General features: G+C 30.5%; 15 protein-coding genes. All 15 read right to left on the reverse strand.

What is annotated here, in order from left to right; genetic code table 11:
- Window positions 1–139: 139 nt before the first annotated feature.
- Entirely contained in the window at window positions 140–568 is a 429-nt protein-coding gene (locus ACH5TW_RS15870; protein ID WP_439337483.1) for a hypothetical protein, read from the reverse strand.
- A gap of 174 nt (window positions 569–742) precedes the next feature.
- Entirely contained in the window at window positions 743–1,156 is a 414-nt protein-coding gene (locus ACH5TW_RS15875; RefSeq protein WP_439337484.1) for a hypothetical protein, read from the reverse strand.
- Window positions 1,157–1,387: 231 nt separating this feature from the next.
- Complete coding sequence (locus ACH5TW_RS15880) at window positions 1,388–2,092, reverse strand: hypothetical protein (protein WP_439337485.1); 705 nt, start codon at window positions 2,090–2,092, stop codon at window positions 1,388–1,390.
- Between the two features lie 315 nt (window positions 2,093–2,407).
- On the reverse strand, window positions 2,408–2,713 hold the full coding sequence (locus tag ACH5TW_RS15885) for a restriction system modified-DNA reader domain-containing protein (protein ID WP_439337486.1): 306 nt from the start codon (window positions 2,711–2,713) through the stop codon (window positions 2,408–2,410).
- Complete coding sequence (locus ACH5TW_RS15890; protein WP_439337487.1) at window positions 2,713–5,625, reverse strand: N-6 DNA methylase; 2,913 nt, start codon at window positions 5,623–5,625, stop codon at window positions 2,713–2,715. Before ACH5TW_RS15890 ends, ACH5TW_RS15885 begins: the two co-directional genes overlap by 1 nt.
- On the reverse strand, window positions 5,612–6,502 hold the full coding sequence (locus tag ACH5TW_RS15895; protein ID WP_439337488.1) for a DNA-methyltransferase: 891 nt from the start codon (window positions 6,500–6,502) through the stop codon (window positions 5,612–5,614). Before ACH5TW_RS15895 ends, ACH5TW_RS15890 begins: the two co-directional genes overlap by 14 nt.
- A gap of 3 nt (window positions 6,503–6,505) precedes the next feature.
- A complete protein-coding gene (locus ACH5TW_RS15900; protein ID WP_439337489.1) occupies window positions 6,506–6,832 on the reverse strand; it encodes a helix-turn-helix domain-containing protein in 327 nt (108 codons plus the stop codon).
- 389 nt (window positions 6,833–7,221) lie between these two features.
- Window positions 7,222–7,590 (reverse strand): hypothetical protein, encoded by a 369-nt coding sequence (locus tag ACH5TW_RS15905; RefSeq protein ID WP_439337490.1) that lies wholly within the window; start codon window positions 7,588–7,590, stop codon window positions 7,222–7,224.
- Window positions 7,591–7,958: 368 nt separating this feature from the next.
- Window positions 7,959–8,165, reverse strand: a complete 207-nt coding sequence (locus ACH5TW_RS15910) for a PLD nuclease N-terminal domain-containing protein (protein WP_439337491.1) — start codon at window positions 8,163–8,165, stop codon at window positions 7,959–7,961.
- A 185-nt stretch (window positions 8,166–8,350) separates the two neighbouring features.
- Window positions 8,351–8,773, reverse strand: coding sequence for a cbb3-type cytochrome c oxidase subunit I (locus tag ACH5TW_RS15915; RefSeq protein WP_439337492.1), 423 nt, complete (start codon window positions 8,771–8,773; stop codon window positions 8,351–8,353).
- A gap of 190 nt (window positions 8,774–8,963) precedes the next feature.
- Window positions 8,964–9,668 (reverse strand): PA3715 family protein, encoded by a 705-nt coding sequence (locus ACH5TW_RS15920; protein ID WP_439337493.1) that lies wholly within the window; start codon window positions 9,666–9,668, stop codon window positions 8,964–8,966.
- A gap of 148 nt (window positions 9,669–9,816) precedes the next feature.
- Window positions 9,817–10,938 carry a protein kinase family protein gene (locus ACH5TW_RS15925; protein ID WP_439337494.1) on the reverse strand — a complete coding sequence of 374 codons (1,122 nt, stop codon included), beginning with the start codon at window positions 10,936–10,938 and terminating at the stop codon, window positions 9,817–9,819.
- Window positions 10,939–11,099: 161 nt separating this feature from the next.
- Window positions 11,100–11,528: a hypothetical protein gene (locus ACH5TW_RS15930; RefSeq protein ID WP_439337495.1), complete on the reverse strand. Its 429-nt coding sequence runs from the start codon at window positions 11,526–11,528 to the stop codon at window positions 11,100–11,102.
- Window positions 11,529–11,695: 167 nt separating this feature from the next.
- Window positions 11,696–12,490 (reverse strand): cation efflux transmembrane domain-containing protein, encoded by a 795-nt coding sequence (locus ACH5TW_RS15935; RefSeq protein ID WP_439337496.1) that lies wholly within the window; start codon window positions 12,488–12,490, stop codon window positions 11,696–11,698.
- A 134-nt stretch (window positions 12,491–12,624) separates the two neighbouring features.
- On the reverse strand, window positions 12,625–13,371 hold the full coding sequence (locus ACH5TW_RS15940) for a YqjF family protein (protein WP_439337497.1): 747 nt from the start codon (window positions 13,369–13,371) through the stop codon (window positions 12,625–12,627).
- Window positions 13,372–13,527: the final 156 nt, after the last annotated feature.

Consider the following 13,527-nt stretch of genomic DNA (forward strand, 5'->3'; position numbering starts at 1 on the left):
CGGTTGTGTATAAGAATAGTGCGGTTTTGTGTCCGAGGATTTTCCGCAGGAAAATCAGAGAGACCAAATGCGCACTAGCCTTTTGATTAAGAAATAAATTTAAGCATTATTTCTTATACTTTGTTGTGTGTAGGTGTTTTTAATTCAAACTTGTCATTCCGAATTGGTCAATTGCTTGTTGTTTGTTATCGGCAAGAGAGAATTTTAATTCAGTCCACGCTGTACCTTCAATGCCTTTGAGTTCAATTCCGTTTTCCGTCTTGGTTATCGTAAATAAAAAGTCCGCAAGTTTTTCGTCCTTATTTTCCGAAACGTTTTTCAATTCAGTCATTCCATATTCATCAACCGCTTGTGGTCGATAATTATTTAGGCTAAATGACAAGTCTTTCCAAGCACTACCTTTTTCGCTTTTCATTTTTATTCCGTTTTCAGTTTTCTCAACGATTACTTTAAAATTTTTTAATTCAGCCGTTTTTTCTTGAGCTACTAATTCAGATGAAGCTGTCAAAAAAAGTAATGCAATTAACATCATTGAAAATAGTCTCTTAAAATTCATTTTTGTTTTCATATTTCTATTTTTAATTTCAGTTCGAGTTTTGTTTCACTTACACACAACGGTTACGTATAATATTAGTGGCGCGTTTAAGCACTAAATTAGTAAATAGAAACTTGCCAGCGGAAAATTCCGCAGGAATTTTCCAAGTAAGCTAAAACTAGCCATTAATTTTATGCTTTGTTGTGCCTAGTTTTTTTTATTTACTAATTCGATTTCCAGTTTCTTTTTCAAGTCAGTTTTTAAATCAATACGAATTGGTTTAAATTCCATTCTTTCCGCAAATTTTTCATTAAAACTATTTATATAATCTTCAGATTGTTCAGCGAGAAATTCCGAAAAGTGATTAATTCCGACTGAAAATTCCAAGTCAATTATTGAGTCTGTATTTTCTTTAGTTTGAAAATAAGTAAATTGTCTAGGACTACTTAATCCTCTATAATATCCGAGAGTGTCTTTTTCCTTATTAAAAATATGACAGTAAAGTTCGTAAGGTCTTTTTTGTAAATAATTCCAATCAGAGTTAAATTCAGAGCATAAAGTGTCATTCCAAGAAATAACATATCCACCAGGTTCAAACTCCAAATAGATTTCTATGTCCATTTTCATTCGGTCGATTTGTAGTTTTTTCGGTTTGTCATAACAACCAAATAAAACTCCAAAAATCAGTATGTAAATTGCTCTTTTCAGGTTTTTTATCAAATTAGGCACAACGTTTATGTATATGAAATGTTGCGTGTTTGTGTGCGAGGATTTTCCGAAGGAAAATCAGAAGCTAACAAATGAGCAACAAACTTTGGTTTAGGTAAAATTAGCAATTTTTTATATACTTTGTTAGCCACTGGCTTTTTCCGTTATTTTATTAACTTTCACATAGAACCAAGGCGAAGACTCAAATCCGTTTTTCTCATCATTCATATATTCCACCATTTCAGTCCATTTCTCATTTTCGTTAATCAGTCCATATTCGTTTATTTCAATTCCGAACTTTTCGATTAAGTCACTTGCTAAATCGTGACAATGAAAACTATGAAATTCACTACTATCTTCAATTCCGATTAAGTCGTAGCCTAAAGTCAGTTCGTCTTTGTTTTCTGTTATTCCTTTTTTTAAATTTATTGAAAGTCCGATTTCGCCCAAACTTGTCTTTTCAGGATTGAATAAATCTAGTAATTCGGTTCTTTCTGATTCGGGAAAGTTAATACTCAATATTTCACTTTCTGCTTTTGGAAAAAACGAACTTTTATATTCGGTTAAGGTTTCTAAATTGGCAAATGTGCAAATCCATCCGATTTTATTTTCCTCCATTTTTTTGTCCGTCCAATTCTGTATTTCTTTAATCAGCTTTTCATTGAGATTAAAATTCGTTTTAGTTTCTGCACTAACATTTTTTCCGTTTTCAGCCCACGAAATCGACCAAGCGTCAAAAAAAGAATCGTTGATACAAGTGCTACAAGTATGCAATTTTTTTCCTTCGTAAGTTCCAAAATTGGAATCACGAAGTTTAATTAAATAATATGCCCCAATGTAGTATCTCAATGTTTTTTCAGCTTGTGGCTAACGGTCTTGTGTATGAAACGTAGCGTATAAATAGACACTAACTTTTCGGGTTTAGCACGAGCCGAATTTTTAATTTTTATGTTTAATTTTCTTCTCTAAATATAACCAAATTAAAAATTTGGCGTACTTTGTAAATAAGCAAAAACCTATCGGAAAGCCTATATTAGCTATGTTTTATACACGTTGTTAGCCACTGGCTTTATTCCGCAAACTTGCTAGCGTTGGCAAAGACATACTCTTTTGCAATTTTTGGCTTGTGTGTTGGATGAAGCGAATTGCAAATGTGTATGGCTTTTAGCGTTGGCTATCAATCTGTTTATATTTCTCCTTATAATAACTCAATTCATTATAAATCCCATTGTCTAAAATTCGCCAAAATTTCCAACCATTAATACTGGTTTTCGTTATTGCTCTTCCAGCTCCGCTAGGAAAAGGAAAAGTCTTCATTACATTGTCGATTTCGAATGTTATTGCTCCTTCTTTATCCAGAGTGCCAACTATTTCATTTTTCGGTGATGAATAGACCTTGGTACCGATTTTGATAATTCCAGCCTCTATAATCATTTTTAGGGTTATATCTGGTGTCTCTCTATATTTCATTATCTATTTTTCATCTCAATTCTATCTGTCATAGTTTGACAAAGTAATTCATATAATTTTGGAATGAAACCTATGTCAAAACCAAATTCTCTAAACACAACTTCATCATAATTCCTTCTATCAGCTTGTAAAAATTCTTGGTCATAATCTAGTTGGTCTCTTTCTGAAACAGAAACAAACGCCTCAACTATTCTTTCTCTTGATTCAGCGTTAATGAGACTCGGATTTAAGATTTTCATTTTAGTTTTAAAGAAATTTGCATTCAAGTCTAAAGCTCCTAAACTTCGAGAAACTCCATTTAATTCAACAGTCAAAAGACTTAATATTGAATTAAATAATGATGCATACAAACTCGCTTCATTCTCGGGAACTCGAATGGCTGTAAATCTTTGGTTTAAGCTTATGTAGTTTTCTGAATAACCAAAGAATAATCTTTTATTTGGGTTTATAGAAATAAAAATATTTGCAGAATCCTCTGGTGATAAAGAATACCACAGTTCCCGTTTGTCAATTCTTATAAACTTTTCAGGAAGTGGAATTCCTTGTTGATTGGTCATCTGGGTTCCAACTGTTAACCATCTTTGAATGCCAGGAAAATTAGCATTTATATCTTCTTCCGATTTATCACAAACAAATAATTTGTAAGCATCCGTCAAACTATGTTTTATTGATGTTACGTCACGATTTGATTTTAGAATTGGAAATAAAACATCATTTTCAATAGAATATCTATCTATTGTTTCTTGTTTTAAAATATGAAAATCATCAAAACAAGTCTTTGTTCCTCTACCACTATCAATTAAATCAGGATAAGGATTAATTAATGAATCTTGAAACTGTTGTAATGGGTTTTCTGCTGTGAAATTTATGTTCCAATTTTCTTGCGTCTCAATTTGGTCTCTTAAATGTTGTTTGGATACTATTGAAACTTTTATTGTCCCATCCGTTTTGTGATACACGTTCTCAAATTGTGAATCTAATATCCAACTTGTATTTCCCTCCAATTCACAATTATCAATCTCGGAATATAATTCACGGAAATAATCAATTATTTCTACTTCGTTCATATCAGAAGTTAATAATTCTAACTTTGAATTTATCGTAATAAACTTAGTTGGGTTATCTGAATTTCCTTTTTGAATGGTTGTGAAAATTGTACTTACTTTTGAATCCTTAAACCAATGTTCGGCATTACTTTTTACAACATATTTAACTGTAAAGTTGTCTAATAAAAAGCGTTTAAATTGAATACCATACTCTTTACCTAGCCAAGCATTTGAACTTATAGCAGAAATTAACCCACCGTCTTTTAGAAACTTCAAAGAATGATAGAAACAGTAAACAAAGTAATCTGACCTTTCGTTAAGTTCAAATCTGTTGTTTCTTATAAGTGAAGGTTGGGTCGTTCCAAATTCAGTTTCAAATTGTGTACTTAATAAATCATTCTGTATGTCTTCTTGTTGAATGAACGGGAAATTACTTATGATAGCGTCAAATGATGGAATTTCTTCATCTATCAATGTTGTTTCATTTTGAGGGTCAGGAAACGACAAAATACTTTGTGGCGTTAGGTCCAAATAATTACGCCTAGTGATTCTTGGGAAATTATTTGAGATAGTTACATCCTGCTTATATAGATTAATAACAGAAAGAATTGCTGGGAAATGTGAAATGTCATTGCCCCAAATTTGAGACAACAAAGTTTGATGGTCGGTTTGTCCAAGCCTTAATTTTATTTTGTAAAATGTGTCTAAAAAAGAACCAGTACCAGAAGTTGGGTCATAAACAATTTGGTTTCTAGTCCTTAAGGCTGAAAGGGAAACCAAATACGTTAATGTTGTTGGTGTGAAATATTGACCAAACTTTTGCTTTTCAGATTTTGGAACTAAATTTTCTAATATCGTGCCAATTACTTCTGAAGGTAAGATTCTGAAATCATATGAATTTAGTAGTTCTATTAAGTTTTTTAAAATTTTTTCGGTTGCATCACTAAATGGTAAACTATCTGTAAAATCCGTATCAAAAACTGCTTGAAAATCTATATCTCGGACTGTATCAAAATATGTGTTCAATTGTTCTTTCAAAGACAAACCATTTTCAATAACTAAAGGTTGAATATGTTGTGGTAAGTTTTTACTAAGGGTTTGATAAAAAAGTATTTTTCCTATAACTTTATAAAAGAGAAACTTTGCTAAAACTTGCGATTCAACAACATTTTCTCTTCGTCTTGAAGAAGATTTTAATATGTTTAGTGTTGCTCTTTCTAAAATTTTCCATCTACCATATTCTGATTGAAAATCTAAATCAGAGTTCACTTGGTTTTCGATAGTTTCTTGAAATATAGGAATTAGATAGTCGGCTGAATTTTTAATACCCAAAACAATATCTGAAGAAATATTAATTGCTTCTTTAATTGTTCCTTCATTATACAAACTGGCAAGGTCAGCTAAAATTGTATTAAGAGTTTCCTTTAGTTCTGCTTCGTGTTTTAGATATGAAATTCTATTATCTACGTCTGAACGTTTTGTAATATTTTTAGATGCTTCATATCGTTTTATTTCATACAAATGCTCTAAGTCATAGGTAGAATCATTTATTCCCCAAATTATTGCTTGATTTGCATTCCAAGTAACAAAAGAATCTGATTTTAAAAATTTAGCCTTTTCAAGAGCATTAATCAGCATTTCTTCATTATCAGATAGAGTATCAGGGAATTTCAACTCCCAACCATTGAACACAATACCAGCAGTTTTGTCAATAAAAACTAAAACATCTGGGAAGCGTGTCTTTCCATCTGTTACTTTTAATCCTTCATCATTTGTGGCTTCTTGAAATATTGTAGTTCCATTGTTAATTGATTCTTTAATCCAACTTATTATATGTCCTGCCCAAGAGCGTTCATTTAGTTTCATAATTTAGTGTATGGTATTTTGCAATTGGTTCTTTAAAAAGTCTTGGATTAATTTTATCAAATTCAATTTCTTTGATTGTTTCTTCTATTCTATTTACACAGACTTCAATGTAATCCGTTACATCAACCTTATGTAACATTACATCTTCATTTTTTTCAATACCAATAAAATTTCTATTCTCAAGTAAAGCTGAAATAAGAAAACTACCGCTACCACAAGCATTATCTAGTATTACATCTCCTGGCTTTGTAAATGTTTTTATTAAATATCTACCTAATTCAATAGGTTTTTGAGTCGGATGATAAACTGTTCCCTCTGATTCTGCTGTTTTTATGTAAACATAATCATCAATGGATTGTTCTTCGTAAGCAATAACATCAGTCGGGTATCTTTTACCGTTACTTTTGACGTGATTAGATTTAAAGTCTCCATAACTACCAGTTAATTGGTCTTTTCTGAATCCTTTATCATAAGCTTCTCCTTCTGTCATTTGAGGATTATAGTTTGGTTGTTTTTTATAAAAAACGCAAACATCCTCGTGCTTTCTCAATGGTTGTTTTTTAGCATTTAAAAAATTTGTTGCCTTTGATTTTATCCAAACGATTTTATACTTAAAATGCTTTTCGTTACTCAATATTAGTTTTGCTGTAAAAACGCCCTGAGATGTTAGTACAATTGCTCCATTGTCTTTGATTATTCTATAATATTCAGTCCAGAGTTTATCCAAGTCTATAACTGAATCCCATTTGTTTTGAGTAGTTCCGTATGGTAAATCACATAAAATCATATCTATGCTTTTACTTGGAATTCCCTTCATTTCTTCAAGACAGTCGCCTTGAATAACTTTATTTAGATATTTTTTTAAACTATTTGGCATATTTTAAAGTTTAAGACTTTCTTGTTTAGCATTAATCTGACGTAGGTATTTAACTTTTTTTTCTGCAACAATAAGTGCATCTGTTGAGGAACTGCTTTCATAAAGTTTTTTAGCAAATAGGTCGCCAAAAAATTCTGTTTTCAATTCTTCTAAATCTAAACTAAAAACTTGGGCAAGAAGAGTTAAACGTTTTTCGTCAAAATCTCTTTTTCCGTTTTCAATTTTACTCAAATTTGCAGAATCCAAATCAAGTTTTGCTCCAAGTTGGGTTAGAGTGAGTTCGTTTTTTGTCCGTAAATGTCTGATGTATTCTCCGAAAGATTGTTTCATTTGACTTGAATATTTAGACTTGTCAGTATTTGACAAATATAACAATAATTTCGTGATTTCCAATTAAGGTGACGTTGGGAAAAGGCAAGCTCTTTTTATTTTTTGAGGTACGAAAAAAATGAAATGTGCTTGACTGTGCGGTTGGCTTTTCAGCTTGTGGCTAACGGTTCGGCTATGGTTAGTACGGGATTAAAAATAGAATAATTTTCGGATTTGCACTTAGCCAAAGCTTTTTATTTTGTTTTTATCTTTTCATTTTAAAAGCCAAATCAAAAGATTTGGCGGACTTTATAAATACGCACAGACTTTGGTTTAAGCACCAAAACCCGTATTAACTATAGCCATTGTTGTAAGTAGTTTTTTATTTTCAGTCAGTTTAATAATCCTCGTTAATGATGAAAATCTAATAGTTTATATGCTTTTATATAAATAGTGTCAGACTTTAAAATAATTCCGAGTGGGTCATTTTCCGTTCGATTTATAAATTCCACATCAAAAGTGTCATCAAATACAGTTGTCGAAGTATTAATCGTAATACTATTTTTATTTTCTAAAACTTTCCAAGTAGCATTTTTGTCTTTTTTAAAGTGAAAAGTTTCAGGAATAGAAATTTCATTATTCTCTCTAAAAATCAGAGCGTTAGTATACATTTGGTCTTTGTAGCTTTTTCCGCTATATGTTATTTCTTTAATTGCCCATTGTCCTTCAATTTCATTTTTTAAGCTATTATTTGAGCACGAAATCAATGTGATTATCAAAAAAAAAGTCAGTTTATAAACTTTATTGAGTTTCATTGGCAAATTACTTACAACGGTTCTGCATATGGAAAGTGCGACTTTGTGTGCGAGGATTTTCCGAAGGAAAATCAGAAGCAAGCAAAGGAGCAATAACCATTTGATTTAGCACTAAAATAAGCGTTTTTTATATGCGATGTTGGGTTTTAGTGCTTTCTATATCAGGTAAATATTTTTATCAGTTTGTTTTTTTTGTCAAATATTGTTTCCGCAATCTGGCAAAAGTCAGACGTTTTATTTGTCCGATTTTATTTTGTTCCGCAAACAAACTCAAAAGTCCGCAATAATTTTAGTCCGCGTTATTATATTCCGTAAACTTGCTTAAAGTCTGTTTATTCTTTTGTTTTCTGTTTTCTCCCAATGAGGAAATACAAAATAGCTCCAAAAAAGTTTGTAAATAAAACAACTAATAGCCAAACAATTTTATTGTTTCCTGTAAATTCATTTTTTAATATGTCGACAAGAGCAATAATTGTTGGTAAAATTCCAAATAATATTAGCATTATTTGCCAAATTCCAATTATTCCTAAATAAATCATTTTCTCGTTTTTTTGTTGTTAGTTCGTTTTTTTAGCATTAAACCCAACGGTTGTGTATATGGAAAGTTGCGTGTTTGTGTGCGAGGATTTTCCGAAGGAAAATCAGAAGCTAACAAACGAGCAACTAACATTGGTTTAGGTAAAACTAGCAATTTTTTATATACTTTGTTAGCCACAGGTTCTATTTATTTTTTTATTATTCCTTTTATTAGATTAATCGGAAAAATTATTTGTACAAAAAAGATAATTAGAGCTATTGAATATATTGCTAAAGTCAGATTATTATTAAAATTATATTCCATTATCGATTCTCGGAAAAGTTGAGCTAATATCCAGATCAGAATAATTCCGCCAAAAGTCAGCGTAATGTGAATCAAATTTAGCCATTTGGATAGCTTCCTGTTGGTTTTTAGCATTATCCAATATCCAATTCCGATTATTCCAAAAAGAATAGAAACCAGCGTTGCTAAATGTAAATAAGCAATTACGTAGTAAGTGTCGTGAACATTTATATCCAATACATTGTTTCCACTTAAAATTCCAAAAAGCATTATAATCGGTATTGCGAGTAAAAAACTCAGATGCGGTTTGTTAATCAGGAATTTCATTTTTCAATTATATTTTCGGATTAAAATTCGTTTATTAAAAATCTAAAAATTTGAATTTATCACTAATTTTCGTTGGTTGGTTAACTTGTGGCTAACGGTTACGTATAATATTAGTGGCGCGTTTCAGCACTAATTTAATAAATAGAAATTTTCCAAGTAAGCTAGAACTAGCCATTAATTTTATGCTTTGTTACAAAACGTTTTTATATTTTCCGTTTTCAAATCTTAACTCTTCAATTTTTTCTGATTTTTTAACAATTTTTTCAGTTCCGTTTTGATATTCAGTTTTCACAATAGAGTCCGTAATTACTAAATTATAAAACTCATTTTTTGAGTCTATTTTGGGTTTGATAAATTTATTTTTCACAACATATTCTCCAGTACTATTTCCGTTATTTTCTCCGTTTAATGTGTAAATTGGATAATCAACTAAAATTCGCTCAATAGTCTTTTCTTTTCTTATAAATAATGAAAGTTCTTTAGAGGAATAAGGATTAACTCTGCTACTTCCATAATAATTTATTAATATTCCAATAGTCTCTGATTTTTCTGTGATTTTATATGGTTGATATGTGATTTTTATATTTTCTAATCTAACAGCATCACTATACCAACATTCTTTTTTATCAAATTTTGATTCTATTTTTCCAGTTTTATTGTCAACTATTAATAGATATGCGTCCAATCTAATTCCGCCTTCATTTTTACTAATTTTTGGAATAAACACTATTGACTCAGAGTTTGATATACTTTTTTCTATTATAAATTCATTCCAGCATTCTGTTTTATTAATTTTCAGTTCATTCAAAGCAGAATCAACTAAATTAATTGATTTCTTTTGAGCACAAGCATTTAGTGTTATAACTGAAATTAATATTATGTACAGGTTTTTCATCAAATGTTTTGTAACGGTTACGTATAATATTAGTGGCGCGTTTAAGCACTAATTTAGTAAATAGAAACTTGCCAGCGGAAAATTCCGAAGGAATTTTCCAAGTAAGCTAAAACTAGCCATTAATTTTATGCTTTGTTAGGTGCAGTTTTTAAAAAGGTAAATCATCGTGAGCATTTGGGTCGTACCTGTCAACGTTATCAAGTCTTTGCCATAAATTATTTAATATTATTTTTTGTCGTTCCTTTGATGCTGAATTCAAAAATTTAGAAAAATCATACAAAATATCAACCTTTACTTCTCTTTTTTTGTAATATCTATAATTCCCTTTCACAAAGCATTGCGCCAATAAGTTTTGATTCTGTAAATTCTCCTCAAGTATAGAATTTTTATGAACTTCTTGCAGTTCTTTTACTATCTGCGGTATGTCAGATATATATTCAGAGTCGTAATCTATTTTTGAAAATATACTTTGAAGCCCATCAGCAAAGTTTTGATAAATTTTCTTTTCGTCATCAGTAAAAAGAACTTCTGGTGTTGATTCCGAAATAATTTTTCTATTTAAATCAAAGAATGAAGAAATACGATTATTGTAATCGATATCTACCATACTTTTTAATAATTCCTTGTACGCAAAATTTTGAAAATTATTTTCTTTTACAATTTCTTCGAATAATTTGCCTATAAAGTATAATTCAGTTCTGAAATCGTAAATTTTTTCTTCAAAATCATTGGGTGGATTATAGCGCCAGTTCAGAGAAATACTTTTGTCAAAGTCCGATTCAAAATCAATTTTTTTACTAAATCCAAAGTCAATTATTTTTACGATTCCTTTGTTTGATACAAGAATGTTATCTGGACGAATATCTCGATGCAGAATTTTGGTAGATTCTAAATGAACAAAAGCATCAATCGTTTGTAAAAAAATGTCATTTAATTTGTCAGGATTGTTTTTTAAATAAGAAGCGATGTTATCTCCCTTTACAAATTCCATTAAAATATAGCCTGTATGTTCTTCGGGATATAAGTAGTAATTAAAAACCCTAACAATATTTTGATGATAGAGTAAATGAAGTAGTTTTATTTCATCTTTAAAATTATTAAAGAACAATTTCTTATGTTCTTCATAGAAAGGCGAATATTTTTTGCAAACAAAGCGTTCATTAATAATTTCGTCTTCGAGCAGGACTGTTCTTCCAGTTCCACCTTGACCAATTTCTTCAATGAATTTATAATCCTTTGTTCTTAAAAATTGAATTAATTCTCCTTTCATTCAGGTTGTTTGTTCTAATTGCACCTAACTTTTATGTATATGAAATGTTGCGTGTTTGTGTGCGAGGATTTTCCGAAGGAAAATCAGAAGCTAACAAATGAGCAACTAACTTTGGTTTAGCTAAAATTAGCAATTTTTTATATACTTTGTTGTACAACGTTTTAATTTCTTTTCTTTTCTTTCATTTTCATTAATGATTTAATTCTATTAGTTAGCGCATTGTTAATGTAAAATTCGTTTTCATTATTTGTTTTATAATTCCGATGAATAATTGTTCCAGAATATTCAGTAAATATTATATCCAAATAAGGTTGATTTTTACAATCTTTTGTTGAATAGAAAATTTCCAAATATCCATTATTTAAATTTACACTAGCAGTTGTAGATTTTTGATTGTTCAGATTATTCACAAGGGAATCAATAGTTTGAATCTTTTCTTTGTCGGTGAGAATTAATTTAGTTTTTCCGCCGTAAAAATTTGAAGCTTTATTTATCACAATAATTTCAGATATTGGATACTGACAATTATTTTCTTTACAAGAAATAATTGTCAAAAAAATTAAAAATATTGTAAATGCTTTTTTTTTCAATTGTAGTTGGTCAAATGTTGTACAACGGTTACGTATAATATTAGTGGCGCGTTTAAGCACTAATTTAATAAATAGAAACTTGCCAGCGGAAAATTCCGAAGGAATTTTCCAAGTAAGCTAAAACTAGCCATTAATTTTATGCTTTGTTGTAAGTAGTGCTTTTTTGCTTACTTGCTCAATTTTAGTATTCGGAATGCTCCTTGAATTACCAATGCAAAAACGATTATTCCGATAATCAAATCAGGTCTACTCGAACTCAACCAATTTACCAAAATTCCAGCAATTATTACTCCCAAATTGATAATTACGTCATTGGAAGTGAAAATCATACTTGCTTTCATATGTGCTTCTTCTTTACTCTTTGACTTTTGCAAAATGTAAAGACAAATTCCGTTTGCGATAAGTGCAAAAATCGAAACGGTAATCATTGTCGAAAAATCAGGAAGTTTCTCGTCTCCGAAGAATCTTCTTAAAACTTCTACAAATCCAATAATCGCAAGCGTTATTTGAAAATATCCAGCAAGTTTGGCAATCCGTTTTTTCTTTATTACTGTTCCGCCAACCGCAAACAAGCTAATTCCGTAAACAAAACTGTCTGCAAGCATATCTAAACTGTCTGCAACAAGTCCCATTGATTTTGAGATAATTCCTGTTGTCATTTCGATTATGAAAAATGCGAAATTTATTGCAAGTACAGACCAAAGTAGCTTTTTCTGATTTTCACTTTCTTTAAATTCCGTTTGGTCAGTTTGTTCCGTTGAGATTTTCTTTCCGCCTAAATTCAGTTCGATAACTGAATTTTCTATTTGGTCAATTTCTCCGCTGTGAAAAACTGTCAATTTTCGATTCGGAATGTCAAAGTCCAAATTGGCAATACTTGAAATTCCGTCCAATTTCATTCGGATTAAATTTTCCTCCGATGGACAGTCCATTTTGGTAATTTCAAATATTGTTTTGTTCATTCAAATTCGTGGTTTTAGGCATTACTTACAACGTTTATGTATATGATTAGTGGCGTGTTTAAGCACCTAATTTAGCAAATAAACACCGAATAGAAAATCCGTGAGGATTTTCGTAAGTAAGCTAAAACTAGCCATTAATTATATACTGTGTTGTAGCCAGTTTTTTCTTTTTTATTCTTTCCCCAAGCAATAACTTTTACTCCTTTTGAGTATTGAATTTTGTCAGGTTCGTTTTTTATCAGTTTGTCAAATCTCGGATAATTAATTTCTAAATTCTTTAAGTCAATTTTATTAATTGGCCATTCTAAATGGTGAATTTCAAATTCGTTAATAGAGGTTTCTGTGTCTTGAAAAAGAGCGTATCTTTCGGTTAACCACTTTTCCAATTCCGTTTTCTCCTTAATTGCTTTTCCAATCTCAAACTGAATATTTAATTTGTCATTAAATTCCGAGTTATTAGATTCGTATTGGTTTTCAGTCCGTTTGATTTTTGAAAATCTATACGGAAGTTCAGACATTCCTTTCGCAACTTTACAAGACAAACTTTTTCCGCCTTCAATGCTCAAAAAATACACTCCAGTTTTGTTATTCGATTTTATATAAGTTCGGATATTAATTTCATCAAAATCCGAAATCGGTTGGAACGCAGGCAGGTTTTTCGGTCTTATCTTTTCCATAGTAAAAGCAACAACCGAAATCCAAGGTTTTCCATCAAAAAGGTCAATTTCAAGTTCCTTTGGGACAAACTTTTTCAATTCGGATAATTCCACTTGCCAATGAAGAAATATTGCATTATTCCACTCTTGATAAAATTTCCATTTTTCATTCGGCAATTTCCAAGGTCGGTGTTCAGTTGTGTTTAATATCTCTCGGATTGTCATTTTTCTCAAATTGGCTACAACGGTTGTGTATAAGAATAGTGCGGTTTTGTGTCCGAGGATTTTCCGCAGGAAAATCAGAGAGACCAAATACGCGCTAACTTTTTGATTTAGGAATAAATTTAAGCATTATTTCTTATACTTTGTTGGCAGTAGTTT

It is taken from the genome of Thalassobellus sediminis, from assembly GCF_044386045.1.
Classification (GTDB): Bacteria; Bacteroidota; Bacteroidia; order Flavobacteriales; family Flavobacteriaceae; genus Thalassobellus; species Thalassobellus sediminis.

Bases quoted from the DNA above. Each gene is read 5' to 3' on its own strand.
- ACH5TW_RS15870 (WP_439337483.1), bottom strand. From the start codon at position 568: ATGAAAACAAAAATGAATTTTAAGAGACTATTTTCAATGATGTTAATT.
- ACH5TW_RS15875 (WP_439337484.1), bottom strand. From the start codon at position 1,156: ATGGACATAGAAATCTATTTGGAGTTTGAACCTGGTGGATATGTTATT.
- ACH5TW_RS15885 (WP_439337486.1), bottom strand. From the start codon at position 2,713: ATGAAATATAGAGAGACACCAGATATAACCCTAAAAATGATTATAGAG.
- ACH5TW_RS15890 (WP_439337487.1), bottom strand. From the start codon at position 5,625: ATGAAACTAAATGAACGCTCTTGGGCAGGACATATAATAAGTTGGATT.
- ACH5TW_RS15895 (WP_439337488.1), bottom strand. From the start codon at position 6,502: ATGCCAAATAGTTTAAAAAAATATCTAAATAAAGTTATTCAAGGCGAC.
- ACH5TW_RS15900 (WP_439337489.1), bottom strand. From the start codon at position 6,832: ATGAAACAATCTTTCGGAGAATACATCAGACATTTACGGACAAAAAAC.
- ACH5TW_RS15910 (WP_439337491.1), bottom strand. From the start codon at position 8,165: ATGATTTATTTAGGAATAATTGGAATTTGGCAAATAATGCTAATATTA.
- ACH5TW_RS15915 (WP_439337492.1), bottom strand. From the start codon at position 8,773: ATGAAATTCCTGATTAACAAACCGCATCTGAGTTTTTTACTCGCAATA.
- ACH5TW_RS15920 (WP_439337493.1), bottom strand. From the start codon at position 9,668: ATGAAAAACCTGTACATAATATTAATTTCAGTTATAACACTAAATGCT.
- ACH5TW_RS15925 (WP_439337494.1), bottom strand. From the start codon at position 10,938: ATGAAAGGAGAATTAATTCAATTTTTAAGAACAAAGGATTATAAATTC.
- ACH5TW_RS15935 (WP_439337496.1), bottom strand. From the start codon at position 12,490: ATGAACAAAACAATATTTGAAATTACCAAAATGGACTGTCCATCGGAG.
- ACH5TW_RS15940 (WP_439337497.1), bottom strand. From the start codon at position 13,371: ATGACAATCCGAGAGATATTAAACACAACTGAACACCGACCTTGGAAA.